Here is a 17,212-nt window from a genome sequence, read left to right as displayed (position 1 = left end):
CGGTTCCCAAAAACTACGCGGATGATCAAATAGGTTGAGTCATTAAGCCAACTGACTTAACACCCGCACTATGTAGCAAGTTCAGCGCTTTAATAATTTCATCGTAAGGTACGTCTTTCGCGCCACCGATCAAGAAGACCGTTTTCGGATTTGATTCCAGGCGACGCTGCGCCTCAGCAATCACCTGCTCGGGTGGAAGCTGATCCATACGATCTTTTTCTACCACCACGCTGTACTGCCCTACGCCGGAAACCTCAATGATGACCGGAGGATCGTCATTGGTGCTCACCGCCTGTGATTCTGTCGCATCCGGCAGATCGACTTCCACGCTCTGGGTGATGATCGGCGCTGTCGCCATGAAGATCAGCAGCAGTACCAGCAGGACGTCCAGCAGTGGAACGATATTGATTTCGGACTTGAGCTCGCGACGACCTCGTCCACGCGATCTGGCCATGGTTTACCCCTTGTTGCTCTCGGTGCTGGTAAACGCCTGACGGTGCAGAATCGCGGTGAACTCTTCCATAAAGTTGTCGTAGTTCAGTTCCAGTTTGTTCACGCGCTGGTTCAGACGGTTGTAAGCCATTACCGCCGGGATTGCCGCAAACAGACCGATAGCGGTCGCAATCAGTGCTTCAGCGATACCCGGTGCAACCATCTGCAACGTCGCCTGCTTCACCGCGCCCAGCGCGATAAAGGCGTGCATGATCCCCCACACGGTACCAAACAGACCGATATACGGGCTGATAGAACCCACGGTGCCGAGGAAAGGAATGTGCGTTTCAAGGTTTTCCAGTTCACGGTTCATGGAGATACGCATCGCACGCGAGGCCCCTTCCACAACCGCTTCCGGCGCATGATTGTTTGCCCGATGCAGGCGAGCAAACTCTTTGAACCCGCTATAGAAAATTTGCTCGGAGCCGGTCAGGTTTTCACGGCGTCCCTGGCTCTCCTGATACAGACGAGAAAGCTCAATACCCGACCAGAACTTATCTTCAAACGCTTCCGCTTCACGGCCAGCAGCATTGAGGATACGCGTTCTCTGGATAATGATGGCCCAGGATGCGATTGAAAAACCAATCAAAATCAACATGATAAGTTTAACCAGAAGGCTTGCCTTCAGGAACAAATCAAGGATATTCATGTCAGTCACTGCTTAAACTCCGCGACAATAGACTTAGGAAGCGCACGAGGCTTCATTATGGTTGGATCAACACAAACAATCAGTACTTCAGCTGAGTTCAGTACGGTGTTCTCTGCGTTGACTATCCGCTGCGTGAATACCAGTGAGGTCCCGCGCATTGATGTAATTTCAGTTTGGACTTCGAGCATATCGTCGAGTCTGGCAGGCGCAAAATACTCAAGCGTCATCTTGCGTACCACGAAGGCAACTCGCTCAGCCAACAGCACCTGTTGACTAAAGTGATGATGGCGCAGCATCTCTGTGCGTGCCCGTTCATAAAAAGCAACGTAGCTGGCGTGGTAAACCACACCACCGGCATCGGTATCTTCGTAATAGACACGAACCGGCCATCGAAACAGCGTTGTATTCACTTTACATCCCGGTAATGCAATAAAAGTTGGAGCTTTCAAACTTCGCTACTATACGCGCGGGAAAGATGGTTTGGAATGGGAGAAAGTAAACGGAGAGTAAATTTTTATGGGCTCGGGTAAGCCCATAACGTTAACGGACATTTCTTATTCAGAAGAAGAAGAAAATCAGACCTGCGAGGAGAACCAGGTCGGCAACGAGCGGGCAGAAGATACCCTGCCAGTGGACCGCTCTCGGACGAAAGCCCACGCCGTGAATTACACCTGCGCACACCGCCCACATGATGAGGAAGCCGTGCCAGATTTCAAGCTCGCTGGTCTTTGCCGCAAATCGCGACGGGTCCCAGAAGATACAGCCTGCCAGCAGTAATGCCATCACTAAAGAAAGCGCCCGTAACGGGCGCTTATCCATTACCGCGTAAAGCTTCGCGATAATATTCATCAGTGTTTTTCTTCACCCGCTTTGGTCGCTTCCACGTGCTCAAGCGCCAGGGCAGTGATGACACCAAAAGCACAGGCAAGAAGCGTCCCTAAAATCCATGCGAAATACCACATATTCAGCTCCTTACTTAGTACATAGAGTGGGTGTTGCTTTCGATATGTTCTTTAGTGATACGACCGAACATTTTCCAGTAACACCAGATGGTGTATGCCAGAACAATCGGAACGAACACGCAAGCAACGTAAGTCATTAAGTTCAGCGTCATATGGCTGGAGGTTGCATCCCACATGGTCAGACTAGCATTCAGCATGGTGCTGGATGGCATGACAAATGGGAACATGGCAATACCCGCAGTCAGGATGATGCACGCCAGCGTCAGTGAAGAGAACACGAACGCCAGAGCACCTTTCTCCAGACGAGACGTCAGCACGGTCAGCAGCGGCAGCAGCACGCCCAGAGCCGGGATCGCCCACAGCGCAGGGGTATTGTTGAAGTTCACCAGCCATGCGCCAGCCTGACGCGCCACTTCTTTGGTCAGCGGGTTAGACGGTGCCGAGTGGTTGATCGCAGACGTCACCACGTAACCATCAATACCGTACACCACCCACACGCCTGCCAGAGCGAAGCAGACCAGGGTCACCAGTGCCGCAACCTGAGCAGTAGCACGGGAACGCAGGTGCAGTTCACCGACAGTACGCATCTGCAGGTAAGTTGCGCCCTGAGTGATGATCATCGCCACGCTCACCACGCCGGCCAGCAGGCCAAACGGATTCAGCAGCTGGAAGAAGTTACCGGTGTAGTAAAGACGCATGTATTCGTCGAGGTGGAACGGTACGCCCTGCAGCAGGTTACCGAACGCTACGCCAATCACCAGCGGTGGAACGAAGCTACCAATGAAGATGCCCCAGTCCCACATGTTGCGCCAGCGGGTATCTTCAATCTTGGAACGGTAGTCGAAACCGACCGGACGGAAGAATAAAGAGGCCAGCACCAGAATCATCGCCACATAGAAGCCGGAGAACGCAGCCGCGTAGACCATCGGCCAGGCAGCGAACAGCGCGCCGCCTGCGGTGATCAGCCACACCTGGTTACCGTCCCAGTGAGGGGCGATGGAGTTAATCATGATTCGACGCTCGGTGTCATTGCGACCGAGGAAACGGGTGAGCATCCCCACCCCCATGTCGAAACCATCCGTGACGGCGAAACCGATCAGCAGAACGCCAACCAGCAGCCACCAGATAAAACGCAATACTTCATAATCGATCATTTGATGACTCCTGTCTTAGCGTGCCGGCTGAGTAGTCGCAGTGGACTGCTCGTAGTGATAGCGACCGGTTTTCAGGCTGCTTGGGCCAAGGCGCGCGAACTTGAACATCAGGAACAGTTCAGCCACCAGGAACAGGGTGTACAGACCACAGATCAGCAGCATGGAGAAGATCAGGTCGCCTGCCGTCAGGGAAGAGTTCGCGACCGCCGTTGGCAGCACCTCACCAATCGCCCATGGCTGACGGCCGTACTCTGCAACAAACCAGCCGGACTCAATCGCGATCCACGGCAGTGGAATACCGTACAGCGCGGTGCGCAGCAGCCATTTTTTCTCGCCAATGCGGTTACGAATCACGGACCAGAAGGACGCCGCAATGATCAGCAGCATGATGATGCCGCAGCCCACCATGATACGGAATGCGAAGTACAGTGGCGCAACGCGTGGAATCGAGTCTTTGGTCGCCATCTGAATCTGTGCTTCCGTCGCGTCAGAAACGTTCGGGGTATAACGCTTCAGCAGCAGACCGTAGCCCAGGTCTTTCTTCACGTCGTTAAATTGATCGCGAACGGCCTGGTCGGTAGAGCCGGCACGCAGCTGTTCCAGCAGCGAGTAAGCCTTCATACCGTTACGGATACGCTCTTCGTGCTGAACCATCAGCTCTTTCAGACCCGTTACCTGTTTATCGACAGAACGGGTTGCGATGATACCCAGCGCGTAAGGAATTTGAATGGCGAAGCGGTTTTCCTGCGCGTCCTGATCGGGAATACCGAACAGCGTAAAGGCAGCAGGCGCCGGTTGGGTTTCCCATTCGGCTTCGATAGCGGCCAGTTTGGTTTTCTGCACGTCGCCCATTTCGTAACCGGATTCATCACCCAGAACGATAACGGAGAGGATTGCAGCCATACCGAAGCTTGCTGCGATAGCAAAGGAGCGCTTGGCAAACGCGAAGTCACGACCGCGCAGCATGTAGTAGGAGCTGATACCCAGCACGAACATCGCGCCGCACACGTAGCCAGATGCGACGGTGTGAACAAATTTAACCTGAGCGACCGGGTTCAGGACCAGCTCGGCAAAGCTGACCATCTCCATACGCATGGTTTCGAAGTTGAAGTCAGACGCGATCGGGTTCTGCATCCAGCCGTTCGCCACCAGGATCCACAGCGCGGACAGGTTCGAACCTAATGCCACCAGCCAGGTTACGGCCATGTGCTGGACTTTACCCAGACGGTCCCAGCCGAAGAAGAACAGACCTACAAAGGTGGATTCGAGGAAGAAGGCCATCAGACCTTCAATGGCCAGCGGCGCACCGAAGATATCCCCTACATAGTGGGAATAGTAAGACCAGTTAGTCCCGAACTGGAACTCCATGGTCAAACCGGTTGCCACGCCCAGCGCAAAGTTGATACCAAACAACTTGCCCCAGAACTTGGTCATATCTTTATAAATCTGTTTGCCGGAGAGGACGTAAACCGTTTCCATGATTGCCAGCAGGAACGCCATACCGAGCGTCAGTGGCACAAACAGGAAGTGGTACATCGCGGTCAAGGCAAACTGTAAGCGCGACAGTTCGACTACGTCTAACATTATGACTCCTTGCTCATCGCATGAAGACTCCGAGAGTGAACCCCGTCAGAGAGAGATCCACACGCATGCCCCAATACAAATTATTCGCATCCTGGTCGTCGTTATTACCCTGGAGAAGGATAAAAACGATGACGACAGGTTACAAATAGGTTAATAAAAAACTCAAATTGATCCCGCAAATATAATACGCTGCAAAACCCTTACAATAAACAGGTTTTTATTGAATCACATTTACGTTTTTCGACGGCGATCAATTTATAGCAAAATTACCACTTTTCGGCCATTTTGATCGGGGACAATTTAGCGCTTTTCAGCATCTTTTTCCAAGCATTAAACTTTGATTTAAATCAAAAACAGGTCCTAATGTTAATCATGTTTATCCGCGGTAAGAATGGTAAAAACCATGTTAATGATATGTGCATGCAAAGATGCGATTGGTTATCGAAGACGAAAAAAATATAAACAGAAGTGATTTTATTTAACGCGAGAGAAAAACGCCCTGCCGAAGCGGGACAAACAATAAGCGTAGCTGGGCCAGTTTATTTTTCCATTCTGTTTTTGCAACCTTTAGAAATTACATTTGATTTACTTTTATTATCCCGTAAGTTAACACCGAAGCGTGACTATTTAATGAAAAAAGGCCGCAAACTCTGCGGCCTTTTGATCGCGTCAGCGGTTTTCAGGCAAGAAGGATGCTAAAGGTCCGTGACTGTCCCGGTCTGAACGCCCCGACAATGCCCTCTTCTTCACGATTGTCAATTACCCGTTCATTCATGTCCGTTTCGCAGCACCGCTTCACCGTCGGATTCACGGATAAGGTCGCGTCACATGCGCTGGACTCGGAAGGGTTGAACAAGCGAAGGATGAGCTCGTCTCGATCTTCAGCCTTTTTGAGCGTACTGAGCACGCATCCCGTTGGCGAAAGTGCCAGCAGGCTGTAACTTTCTGGCGTGGTAAACGACGAGCGATTCAGCTTCATCGCATCCCAGGGAATTTTGTTATAGCACTGCACCGGCGTTAACCACGATTTAGCCTGCTGCGCGACGCCCGCGTTTTCCGGCGTGCCGCTGAAGCTAAAGAGGCTAAAGCGACAGCTTAACGAGCCGCGCACCTGGGAGTCAGGGACGGGCATTTTGATTCCTGAAGGTCTGCCGGGGCGCAACAGCAAATCTTCTTTGCCGAGTAACCCCACGCCGCGCAGCAGGGTCAAAGCAAATGCTTTTTTATCCTCGCCTACCACTTCAAATTCGCGTAGTCCTTCGGTGAACAGCGCAAGCCCGTTTCGTTTTTCCTGCAGGACGGCATAGTTGAGTAAGTTCCAGACGGGAACCGGCGCTTCTTTCCACCCCTCCTCCTGCCAGTTTTCCATCGCAGGGTCCTGCACCGGACGAGTGAGCGTGCCAAACTGCGTATCCGCTAACACGTCCTCTGTCATAAACGGCGTTGGGATCAGCACGCGAACGCGGTGGTCGTCAGCCTGATTATCCAGACGCACGGCCACATCAATACGCCTGCTGTTATGGCTAAGCGTGACGTCAAACTCTACGTTGAGAGAGCCATTTAGCTGGCGCGCCGCGCGTTCGGCCAGATTCGCCGGTACAGCAATTCGATGGCGGATCACCGCCCTGCTCTGCCAGCCTTCGTGTATCACCTCGACCTGATGCTCGCCCTGTGCTGAAGTGAGTCTCCACTCTTCCCGCGAAGGCGAGTAGTCGTACTCATCACCATCATCCGAACTCTCTTCGATTTCCAGCACCCGGTCATAAATCAGCCCGGTTTCTTTGTCGCGCAGGCGCAGCGTACCGTCGTTATTTAAATCAATCTGCCAGAAGGCGTTTTCAAGCAGGGATTCGGTGTTTTTCAGCGGAGGGAGAACCTTCCCGGCCACGTTTGGCTCGATAAACAGCGTACGGTAGCCCATCGACGGCAGTATCTGGCTGAGCTGAATATCAAACTCCATAAACGGCTCATAATTGCCGTAATGGACAATCTGCCGGTCAATGAGGCCAGGGTCCAGCTCGCGCGCGCTGCGAATGAAATACGGGATCTCGTTGCCTTTATCATCCAACAGACGGAACTGGCTGGCGCGCAGTCGAATCGTGGTGTTCATCACCTCTTCACGCGGCCATGGCATCAGGTTGAACATCACCAGCTTGTCGGCGTCGCTTTGCGGCATGTTGTCGACAATCTTGCGCATATAGAAACGCACCAGGTTGTCCGCCATGTCTTCGGCCAGTTCAAAGCGGGAGACAATCTCGCGATGCACCTTGTCGCTGCAGCAGCAGCCGATGCTGTCGTGAGCGTGGTTTTTGAGGATCTCTTTCCACATCTTCTCCAGCAGGCCGTGGTGATAATCGAAGCCCAGCGTCCAGGCAAGCGTTGCCAGCGGCTCGAGGATGTTGACAATTTTGTTCTCGATGCGCGCATGGGCGATTTTGATATCCATGCGCGTGGAGCCGATGGTCCGGTGCACGCGCATGTATTTCCCGTCGATAAACTCCCCTTTCAGGGTCGCCAGCTCATCGCGGCGCGCCTCGATGTGGTCAAACACCTCCTCAAAGCGGCTCATCACAAACTGACGCTGCGGATAGATTTCACGCAGCTTGTCCATCACCGCGAAAATATTCTGCTGCAGCGGCATCTGATCGTGGCCGTTGGGCAGCAAAATCTCTTTGGTGACGGAGGCCTTTTCCAGAACGTCGAAATAGCTGTCGAGCCGTTTGCGCAGCCCGGCTTCGTCCTCCGGTAAGTACTTACCAATCGCGTAGCCCAGCGGCAGCACCTGTGCCGTGACTTCACTGCCGTCCTGGCTCTGCCAGAGAAATTCGGTTTTATCGGTCCCGTGCCGTTCAGAGCAGCCGCGCCAGAACATGGTGCGGGTAATGCCAAATCCGTTATAGATATGCGGAAGCTGGCCGGACATACCAAACGAATCCGGCAGATAACCGATCTTCATCGGCTCGCCGAATGCCATACAGTCCCGGATGCCGTACATCAGGTTGCGGACAATCGACTCGCCGCTGACAAGGGTGGTATCGGTCTGGGTATACCATGGGCCGATTATCAGCTTTCCGCGCTCGACGAGCGCCTTCACGCGTGCCCGGTTTTCGGGCACGACGGCAAAATAATCCTCCAGCACCGCCGTCTGGCCATCGAGGACGTAATATTTATATTCGTCATCCTGCTCCAGGCGGGCCAGGATCTCTTCCATATTATTGACCAGAAGAATACGCGACTCTTCAGTGGTGAAGTACCACTCACGGTCCCAGTGCATATGCGGCGTGATATGAACGCGAGATACAGCTTTCATCTTCGTTTCCTGTTTTGTGAGTTTTTACGGTATGGCGTCTTCAGTGACGTACTTGCCCTTTTTTACCGCCTGACGTCGCCAGAGCAGCAGAACAAACGTGGAGATAGCGGTCCCCGCCAGCGCCGCGCCAAACCAGCCCGCCGCCGCAACCACACCGCCCAGCCCTGCATCGTGAAGTAAAAAGAGAGAGAAAATACCGGCCCCCGGCGTGGATAACCCGATCCCCATCGCGCCGACAACCGCGCCTGTTACCATCGAGCCGAGCACAAATGAGCCAATGACGCGAAGCGGATCTTCAATCGCCATCGGAATCGCCCCTTCGGTAATGCCCGCCAGGCCGAGCAGCCACGTCGATTTACCGGTTTCAATTTCAAATGGTTTGAACAGCTTCGGCGCCAGCATCGTTGACGCCGTCACGGTAAAGGCCGACACCATTTTGACGGAGGCAAAGATCGCATAGGGCCCGTATACCCCGTTCGCCATCGCCCCCAGGCAGAACGCGTAAGAGGCTTTATTAACCGGCCCGCCGAGGTCGAATGAGCACATAAACCCGAGTATCGCCCCGAGGAGCAGCGCATTCGCGCCGGACAGACCGTTAAGCCAGGCGGTGAGCGCGTTATTGAGCCAGGCCACCGGTTCGCCGATCACAAACAGCATCAGGCTGCCCGCGCCCAGCACGCCGATGACCGGATAGAGATAAAAGGTCAAAAAACCGTTGAAGCGGCTACTCAGGCGGATGTGATTTTTCACCCAGCGCATCAGGTAGCCCGCGATCAGCCCCCCGACGATAGCGCCCAGAAAACCGGAGCCGATCATATTCGCAGCAAGACCGGCCGCAAAGCCCGGCGTCAGCGCGGGTTTATCCGCCAGCGAATAAGCGGTATAGGCCGCCAGAACAGGCACCATCAGAATGCCGAGCATGCCGCCGCCAAGCTTGCGGTACATCCACAGCCACGAGTTTTCCTGGTCAAACAGGTGCTGCAGGCCCAGAATTTGCGCCAGCAGTACCGACACGGCAAGCACCGTACCGCCAGCGACGATCAGCGGCACCGCAAAAGAGATACCGCTGAGAAGCGCCTGCTTGAGTTCAGTTTTAACGCTCTTTTTCGTTTCGGTATCGACATGCGCAGGACGCGTATCGGATGCAGGCTGCAGCGCCAGCGCGCGCTCAATAAGCGCTTCAGCATGGCGCAGGGGCTCTGCGACGGGCACGGAGATAGCGGGGATCCCCTGAAAACGCTCGCTCTCTTTGATCGCCACTTCTGCGGCAAAAATGCACGCTTTAGCCTCCCGCAGCTGCTGCGCGGTAATGCGCCCCTCAATGCCGTTCGCCCCCTGCTTTTCGACCACCACGTTGACGCCAAGCTTGCGTCCCGCTTTTTCAAGATACTCCGCTGCCATATAGGTATGGGCGATCCCGGCCGGACAGGCGGTGACGCAGACGACGGTCGGGGCATCCTGCGAGAACGCACTTACTTGCGCATCCTCTTTCGTATCCAGTGCCTCAAGCAGCGCCTGAGGGGTGGACGCCGCCTGCACGCGTGCCCGTAAATCATCATCCGCCAGCCGGGTGGTCAACGCCGTCAACAGCTGCATATGCGTACTGCCTGCTTCCGCAGGAGGGATTGCCAGAAGAAAAATCAGGTCCACCGGCTCCGGACCCTCCACGCCTTCCCACAGCAGCGGCTCGCGCAATGTTGCCACCGCAAAGGCCGCTTCTTTCACCGCGGAGCTTTTACCGTGCGGCACGGCCAGCCCCTCACCCAGCGCCGTTGGCCCCAGGCTTTCGCGAGCAAAGACTTCATCAATGAAAGCCTGCGAGTCGGTAATTTTGCCAAGCGAGACCAGCCGCTCGGCCAGCGCGTGAATAGCTTCGTCACGGCTACTGAAATGTGCGTTGAGGCACAGCGCATCAGGATGCGTTAACGCCGTCAGGTTAATCATCATTCTCACCATAAGAAAAAATGTATGCGCCGAGTGTGCCAGAACAAACCATACATTTATGTGATCACTTTCACTTACGGTGCAATATTTGTATTTGATTTGTATTATTTACAAAGTTCAATGACGGTGCATAATTAGCGAGAATAGTATTACGAAAACAATACAAAAACGGAATAACATGACCAGCAAACCGATGTATCGACAGATTGCAGACGCGTTGCGCGAGCAAGTTCAGCGCGGCGAACTTAAAGCTGGCGATGCGTTACCCACAGAGTCTGCCCTGCAGGAAGCCTACGCAGTCAGCCGCGTCACGGTACGTCAGGCGCTTAAGCTGCTCACCGAACAGAACATCATTGAGAGCATTCAGGGCAGCGGATCGTATGTGAAAGAGGAGCGGGTCAATTACGATATTTATCAACTCACCAGTTTTTACGAAAAACTCGCGGACCGGAACGTTGAAACCCACAGCGACGTGCAGATTTTTGAGGTTGTCAAAGCGGATGAATCGCTGGCGCAGACGCTGCTGCTGACAGCGGGCGAGAAAGTGTGGCACGTCAAACGCGTACGCTTTATTAAGCAAAAACCGGTGACGCTGGAAGAGACATGGATGCCGCTCGCGCTCTTTCCTGACCTGACCTGGGAAGTGATGGAAAACTCCAAATACCACTACATTGAGCAGATCAAAAAAATGGTTATCGATCGCAGCGAGCAGGAGATCGTCCCGGTCATGCCGGATGAGGAAGCGATCGCCGCGCTGGGTATTGATCCCACCAGACCGATCCTGGAAAAGATTTCGCGCGGCTTTCTCAAAGACGGCAGAGTTTTTGAATACAGCCGCAATCGTTTTAAAAGCGATGATTACCGCTTCACGTTAATTGCGCGTCGCCATCGCTAATTTTACGCCCTGTATTACAGCAGGGCATAATAATTGATGGATTGAAATATTTCTGTCTGTACCTTTTTGTAAGCCCTGACAAGTTTACTATTTACGACATAAATAATATAAAGTGAGCGCGCTCACGCTTATTATTTTCATTTTAACAAACCCTGCGCTTTTACCCCTTATCAACGCTGGCTCTGCGTCATTCATTCACTCAAGAGATGAATTGCCAAACTTTCGTTTTCTTTCCGCACAGTTCATACTACTCGCGGATATAATTTCTCTTTTCCGGTTTCGTTATGCCTCATTCTCGGCGTGGTCTTTTACACAAAGGGATTCAGGCTATGAAACTCAAGAAAATTGCTTTCCTCATGCTCACCCTGGCGGCATCTGCGCAGGCCTGCGCAACCGGCGTCGCCCCCTCCGCCTCTGCCTACACCCGTGAATATAACGCGGCGATGTATCAGAAGCTCAACTTCGATGACAAGCGCGATATCGAAGATGCAAAACGGGGATTTATCGCCACCATAAATCCTTTGATCATAAAAAACGACAATGGAAAAACCGTTGTTAACCTTGAGAACTGGTCATTTTTAAAAGGGGAAGCGCCCGATACCGTTAACCCTTCCCTCTGGCGCCACGCACAGCTGAATAATATTAACGGTCTCTTTAAGGTTACCGATCGCGTATATCAAATACGCGGTATCGATGTTTCAAACATGACCATCATAGAAGGGGATAGCGGATTAATTATCATCGACCCACTGGTTATTCCCGAGTCAGCACGTGCCGGGCTGGAGCTTTATTATCAGCATCGGCCCAAAAAGCCGGTTGTCGCGGTGATTTATTCCCATAGCCATCTCGACCATTTCGGCGGCGTCAAAGGCGTAGCGTCCGAAACGGATGTTAAGAGCGGCAAAGTCAAAATATATGCGCCGGAAGGGTTTATGGAAGAAGCCGCCAGCGAAAACTTCCTGGCCGGTAACGCGATGAGTCGCCGCGCGCTTTATATGTACGCGATGATGGTCAAACCGAGCGCTGTGGGCCACGTGGACAACGGGATCGGTAAAACTATCGCCACCAGCAAAAACACGCTCATCGCCCCCACCAATATCATCAGCCAGCCAGAGCAGCGCGTAATGATTGATGGTGTTGAGGTGAACTTTATTCTCGCGCCGGGCACCGAGGCACCATCGGAAATGATGATGTGGTTCCCGCAGTTCAAAGTGTTTGATGGCTCCGAACTCTTCAACGCCACGATGCACAACCTGTACACCCTGCGCGGTGCAAAAGTCCGCAGCGCCGTTAACTGGTGGAAGGCGCTGGATAAAGCGCTGGTGAAATATGGCGATAAGGCAGAGATCGCGCTGAGCCAGCATCTGTGGCCCGTCTGGGATAATGCGCGGGTAAAAGATTACATCGCCGCCCAGCGCGACATGTACAAATACATCAACGACCAGTCGCTGAACCTCATCAACAAAGGCTACAGCATGGACGAAGTGGCTGAAAAACTCACCCTGCCGGACAGCATCGGCAAACGCTGGTTCAACCGGGGCTACTACGGCTCGCTCAGCCATAACGCCAAAGCGATGTATATGTATTACATGGGCTGGTATGACAGCAACCCTGCCAACCTGCACCCGCTACCAGAGAAAGAGGCTGCCCCGAGATATGTTCGCCTGATGGGGGGCGAGAAGAAGGTTTATCAGCAGGCAAAACAGGCGGCGGACAGCGGGAACTATCGCTGGGCGGCGCAGCTGCTCAATCATCTTATTTTCGCCAATCCTGACAACAAGCAGGCGAAAGATCTGCAGGCGGAAATCTTTACGCAGCTGGGCTATCAAAGCGAAAACGCCATCTGGCGCAACGAATACCTCAGCGGAGCGAAGGAGCTTCGTGATGGCGTTCCTGTCCTGCCGGTCGCCAGTACGCTGGATAGCGATTTAACCGCCAGTATCGAACCTGACACCCTGCTTGATTATATGGGCGTGACGTTAAACGGCCCGAAAGCGAACGGCAAAACCCTTCGTTTCAACTGGACGCTGCCAGAGGGCGACACCTACGGCGTGGAGCTCAATAACAGCGTAATTATCTATCACAAAGGGCTGCCGTTTACCGATGCGGCATTCAGCCTCAAAGCCAATGTCGTCGACGTGGCGCGGCTAATCAGCCACACCGTTCCCGTGGATAAAATCCTCGGCGACGGCACGGTATCTCTGAAGGGTAACCCGCAGAAGCTGGACGAATTACTCGGGCTACTGGATGTCTTCCCGCAGATGTTCAATATCGTCACCCCTTAAACTCTGACGGCTCCCGGCTTTAGCGGGCGGGAGCCGTGCGCCTAAAAATAACAGGAGGGCTTTATGCGAAGCTCTGAGCGTAACCTTTTGGTCGCCATTATTGTTTTGATAGTGGGAATGCTGCTCGTCTTATTGCCGGTCTACGTGCGCGCCGATAATGCCCGCGACTGGCAAAACATGCCAAAAGATAAAAACGTCATTTTCGGTTACTACAGTAATATTCATACCAACACATCCATTGACAGCGCCCTCCCCGTGGACGGCGCGAGCGTCGATGCCGATCTCTACCTGCTGCGCTATGCCCGCTCTTTTGATATTGACGGGCGAATATCGGCGATACAAATCATTCAACCTTACGCCAGCGTGACGGCCTCACTCGATAACGCCCGTTATTTCACCGGATCGTTGAGCCATGAAAATCTCGGCGATACGCAGGTTATTTTTGCCCATAACCTGTTTGGAGCCCCCGCGCTAAGCGAAGAGGAGTTTCGCCGCTGGCAGCCTGAAATGTTTCTCAGCGCCGCCATGTGGCTAACGTTACCGACCGGCGACTATGACAGCAGCAATACGATCAATATCGGCGCGAACCGCTGGTCGTTTAAACCCGAGCTGGCGTTTGGTTTACCCCTTGGCCCAACCTGGCTGGAGCTTAACAGCTGGGTAAGTTTTTACACCGACAATAAAGACTATCAGCAAAACAGCCGCCTTGAGCAGCGCCCGCTCTATGCGCTGGAAGGCCACTGGAGCTACACCCTCTCCCCCGCGCTGTGGCTGTCATTAGACGGAAGCTGGGCAAAAGGAGGTGAAACGCGCGTCGATGGCCAGCTACAGGACGATGAGCAGGAAAACGTGCTGCTGGGCGGCTCCGTCGGCTTTATGCTGAGCCCCCACCTCGGCGGAATGGTTGCTTACACCGATACAGCCAAACACCGGGATGCCTCACCTGACATCACAACGTGGACCTTCAGGCTCCAGTATTTCTGGTAAGGAGACGACGCCAATGCGCTGTATGACATTGTTTATCGCGCTACTGGGCGCGTTGCCAGCGCTGAGCCTGGCGGAGGAGACGGATGCAGTAGAAAAAGCCACCAATCCGTTACATCTTTCCACTTCCATCGCGCTTCAGGACTATTACACCCCGGAGCTTTACGGTAGCGATCAGCACACCAACGACACCCTGCTGCGCGCAACCGTGCCGATTGCCGCTAACGACTGGGTGCCCGTGCCGCAGATTCTGCGCATGACCGCCCCGTTGGCTACCCGCCCCCAGCCCGGCAGCGGCTACAGCACCGGGTTAGGTAATATCAATCTGTTCGATATTTTTCTGCTTAAACAGGACGGCATTAAAATCGGCGTCGGCCCGCTAATCACGGCCTCTTCCGCCTCGGAAGACGAACTGGGAAGCGGCAAATGGCAGGCGGGACTATCCGCTGTCGCCATCAAATCCAGCCCCAGATGGATGGCGGGCACGCTGGTGCAGTGGCAAAAAAGTTTTGCGGGGGATGGCGAACGCGATGATGTAGAAACGGGTACGTTTCAGCCCATCGTGGTCTATAAGTTGCCAAAAGGCTGGTATTTACGCACCTCCGGCATCTGGACCTGGAATATGAAAAGCGACAATTATTACATCCCACTCGGTTTTGGCGGCGGACGCGCCTGGGCGATGGGCGATAAAGTAATGAGCGCTTTTATAGAGCCGCAATGGACCGTGGCGCATAAAGGGGACTATTTACCGGAGTTCACCCTGTTCGCAGGTGTCAGTATCATAATGTAAAAAAAAGGCCGCTTTACAGCGGCCAACCATGTCGAAACGGACATTTTTATACTTCATCGCTCCCCATTCGGGGAGCAGAGAGGACTTACTTAATGATGGATTTCAGTGCTTCGCCGATATCCGCCAGGCTGCGAACGGTTTTCACGCCCGCGGCTTCCAGCGCTGCGAATTTTTCATCAGCCGTACCTTTGCCGCCGGCGATGATCGCGCCTGCGTGACCCATACGCTTGCCTTTCGGCGCGGTCACACCCGCGATGTAACCGACAACAGGCTTGGTTACGTGCTCTTTGATATAAGCAGCCGCCTCTTCTTCCGCGCTACCGCCGATCTCACCGATCATCACGATCGCTTCGGTCTGCGGATCTTCCTGGAACAGCTTCAGGATGTCGATGAAGTTAGAGCCCGGGATCGGGTCACCGCCGATGCCCACGCAGGTGGACTGGCCGAAACCGTAATCGGTGGTCTGCTTAACCGCTTCATAGGTCAGCGTACCGGAACGGGACACGATGCCCACTTTGCCCGGCTTGTGAATGTGGCCCGGCATGATGCCGATTTTGCATTCGCCCGGGGTGATAACGCCTGGGCAGTTCGGGCCGATCATGCGCACGCCCGCTTCGTCCAGCTTCACCTTCACGGTCAGCATATCCAGGGTCGGGATGCCTTCGGTGATGGTGATGATCAGTTTGATGCCTGCGTCGATCGCTTCCAGAATGGAGTCTTTGCAGAACGGTGCCGGAACGTAGATAACGGTCGCGGTTGCGCCCGTCGCTTCTACCGCTTCACGCACGGTGTTGAACACCGGCAGGCCGAGGTGCGTGGTGCCGCCTTTACCTGGCGTTACGCCGCCAACCATCTGCGTGCCGTAGGCAATCGCCTGTTCGGAGTGGAAAGTCCCCTGGCTACCGGTGAAGCCCTGGCAGATAACCTTGGTATCTTTATTAATTAAAACTGACATTATTTCCCCTCCACTGCGGCAACAACCTGCTGAGCTGCATCCGTCAGACTTTTCGCTGCAATAATATTCAGGCCGCTGTCAGCCAGTTTTTTCGCGCCGAGTTCAGCGTTGTTACCTTCCAGACGCACAACCACCGGAACGTTAACACCCACTTCTTCTACCGCACCGATGATGCCGTCAGCAATCAGGTCGCAACGGACGATGCCGCCGAAGATGTTAACCAGTACCGCTTTAACGTTATCGTCAGAGAGAATGATTTTGAACGCTTCGGTTACGCGCTCTTTGGTGGCGCCACCGCCAACGTCGAGGAAGTTTGCCGGCTCACCGCCGTGCAGCTTAACGATGTCCATGGTGCCCATTGCCAGGCCCGCACCGTTAACCATGCAGCCGATGTTGCCGTCCAGCGCGACGTAGTTCAGCTCCCACTGAGCAGCCTGCGCTTCACGCGGGTCTTCCTGAGACTGGTCGCGCATTTCGCGCAGATCCGACTGGCGGAACAGCGCGTTGCCGTCAGCGCCCAGCTTGCCGTCGAGGCAGATCAGATCGCCCTGGGTAGTGATCACCAGCGGGTTGATCTCGATCAGCGCCAGATCGCGCTCCAGGAAGATAGTCGCCAGACCCATGAAGATCTTGGTGAACTGCTGAACCAGCTTACCTTCCAGGCCCAGTTTGAACGCCAGCTCGCGACCCTGGTAAGGCATTGGGCCCGCCAGCGGATCGATTGCCACTTTGTGGATCAGGTGCGGGGTCTCTTCCGCCACTTTTTCGATTTCCACGCCGCCTTCGGTAGACGCCATGAACACCACGCGACGGGAGCTACGGTCAACAACCGCGCCCAGGTACAGTTCTTTCGCGATGTCGGTCGCCGCTTCCACCAGGATCTGGTTAACCGGCTGGCCGTTCGCATCTGTCTGGTAGGTCACCAGACGCTTGCCGAGCCAATGTTCAGCAAACGCACGAATTTCTTCTTTGCTCTTAACAACCTTCACACCGCCCGCTTTACCACGGCCACCAGCGTGAACCTGACATTTAACTACCCACGGGCCGGAACCGATTTTAGATGCGGCTTCTTCTGCTTCACGCGGGGTAGTACAGGCATAACCCACCGGAGCCGGTAAGCCATACCGGGCAAACAGCTGTTTGGCCTGATATTCATGTAAGTTCATGTGTTCTATCCATCCTTCAGGGTAATCGTTATCTTCAAACCT

At 54.1% G+C, this 17,212-nt stretch carries 15 protein-coding genes; 4 read left to right on the top strand and 11 right to left on the bottom strand.

The genetic code is table 11. The features are described 5' to 3' along the window. Positions 1–25: 25 nt before the first annotated feature. From tolR to mngA, 9 genes are all read right to left on the bottom strand, one after another. Positions 26–454, bottom strand: a complete 429-nt coding sequence (gene tolR / locus UTO39_RS08470; RefSeq protein ID WP_003858589.1) for a colicin uptake protein TolR — start codon at positions 452–454, stop codon at positions 26–28. Positions 455–457: 3 nt separating this feature from the next. Continuing rightward, positions 458–1,150, bottom strand: a complete 693-nt coding sequence (gene tolQ / locus UTO39_RS08465) for a Tol-Pal system protein TolQ (protein WP_008501101.1) — start codon at positions 1,148–1,150, stop codon at positions 458–460. Beyond that, complete coding sequence (gene ybgC / locus UTO39_RS08460; RefSeq protein ID WP_003858593.1) at positions 1,147–1,551, bottom strand: tol-pal system-associated acyl-CoA thioesterase; 405 nt, start codon at positions 1,549–1,551, stop codon at positions 1,147–1,149. Before ybgC ends, tolQ begins: the two co-directional genes overlap by 4 nt. Positions 1,552–1,699: 148 nt before the next feature. Further along, positions 1,700–1,990, bottom strand: a complete 291-nt coding sequence (ybgE, locus tag UTO39_RS08455) for a cyd operon protein YbgE (protein ID WP_266178512.1) — start codon at positions 1,988–1,990, stop codon at positions 1,700–1,702. Next, complete coding sequence (gene cydX, locus UTO39_RS08450) at positions 1,990–2,103, bottom strand: cytochrome bd-I oxidase subunit CydX (protein WP_003858598.1); 114 nt, start codon at positions 2,101–2,103, stop codon at positions 1,990–1,992. Before cydX ends, ybgE begins: the two co-directional genes overlap by 1 nt. A 14-nt stretch (positions 2,104–2,117) precedes the next feature. Further along, positions 2,118–3,257: a cytochrome d ubiquinol oxidase subunit II gene (gene cydB / locus UTO39_RS08445; RefSeq protein ID WP_028012386.1), complete on the bottom strand. Its 1,140-nt coding sequence runs from the start codon at positions 3,255–3,257 to the stop codon at positions 2,118–2,120. 15 nt (positions 3,258–3,272) lie between these two features. Beyond that, positions 3,273–4,841: a cytochrome ubiquinol oxidase subunit I gene (cydA, locus tag UTO39_RS08440; protein ID WP_045261075.1), complete on the bottom strand. Its 1,569-nt coding sequence runs from the start codon at positions 4,839–4,841 to the stop codon at positions 3,273–3,275. Positions 4,842–5,520: 679 nt separating this feature from the next. Continuing rightward, the gene (mngB, locus tag UTO39_RS08435) at positions 5,521–8,151 is read right to left on the bottom strand and encodes a mannosylglycerate hydrolase (RefSeq protein WP_320726945.1); all 2,631 of its coding nucleotides are present in this window, start codon (positions 8,149–8,151) and stop codon (positions 5,521–5,523) included. Positions 8,152–8,175: 24 nt separating this feature from the next. Beyond that, a complete protein-coding gene (mngA, locus tag UTO39_RS08430; RefSeq protein ID WP_320727073.1) occupies positions 8,176–10,092 on the bottom strand; it encodes a PTS 2-O-a-mannosyl-D-glycerate transporter subunit IIABC in 1,917 nt (638 codons plus the stop codon). A 181-nt stretch (positions 10,093–10,273) separates the two neighbouring features. Here mngA and UTO39_RS08425 point away from each other — a divergent pair, with 181 nt between their 5' ends. The 4 genes from UTO39_RS08425 to UTO39_RS08410 all read left to right on the top strand — a co-directional run bounded on the left by UTO39_RS08425 (position 10,274) and on the right by UTO39_RS08410 (position 15,049). After that, positions 10,274–10,990, top strand: a complete 717-nt coding sequence (locus UTO39_RS08425) for a GntR family transcriptional regulator (RefSeq protein ID WP_061098847.1) — start codon at positions 10,274–10,276, stop codon at positions 10,988–10,990. Positions 10,991–11,319: 329 nt separating this feature from the next. Then, entirely contained in the window at positions 11,320–13,275 is a 1,956-nt protein-coding gene (locus tag UTO39_RS08420; RefSeq protein WP_320726944.1) for an alkyl sulfatase dimerization domain-containing protein, read from the top strand. Between the two features lie 63 nt (positions 13,276–13,338). Continuing rightward, positions 13,339–14,262 (top strand): transporter, encoded by a 924-nt coding sequence (locus UTO39_RS08415; protein WP_320726943.1) that lies wholly within the window; start codon positions 13,339–13,341, stop codon positions 14,260–14,262. A gap of 13 nt (positions 14,263–14,275) precedes the next feature. After that, entirely contained in the window at positions 14,276–15,049 is a 774-nt protein-coding gene (locus UTO39_RS08410; RefSeq protein WP_320726942.1) for a hypothetical protein, read from the top strand. An 85-nt stretch (positions 15,050–15,134) separates the two neighbouring features. On the opposite strand, the gene sucD is transcribed toward UTO39_RS08410, so the two are convergent. Beyond that, positions 15,135–16,004: a succinate--CoA ligase subunit alpha gene (gene sucD / locus UTO39_RS08405; protein ID WP_008501094.1), complete on the bottom strand. Its 870-nt coding sequence runs from the start codon at positions 16,002–16,004 to the stop codon at positions 15,135–15,137. After that, a complete protein-coding gene (gene sucC / locus UTO39_RS08400) occupies positions 16,004–17,170 on the bottom strand; it encodes an ADP-forming succinate--CoA ligase subunit beta (protein WP_059355295.1) in 1,167 nt (388 codons plus the stop codon). The genes sucD and sucC overlap by 1 nt, the downstream gene beginning before the upstream one ends. Positions 17,171–17,212: the final 42 nt, after the last annotated feature.

Origin of the sequence: Enterobacter sp. 118C5, from assembly GCF_034107645.1 — a bacterium.
In the GTDB taxonomy this organism is placed as follows: Bacteria; Pseudomonadota; Gammaproteobacteria; order Enterobacterales; family Enterobacteriaceae; genus Enterobacter; species Enterobacter nematophilus.
Note: the sequence above shows the minus strand (reverse complement) of the source record. Positions and strands in the feature narration are given on the sequence as shown.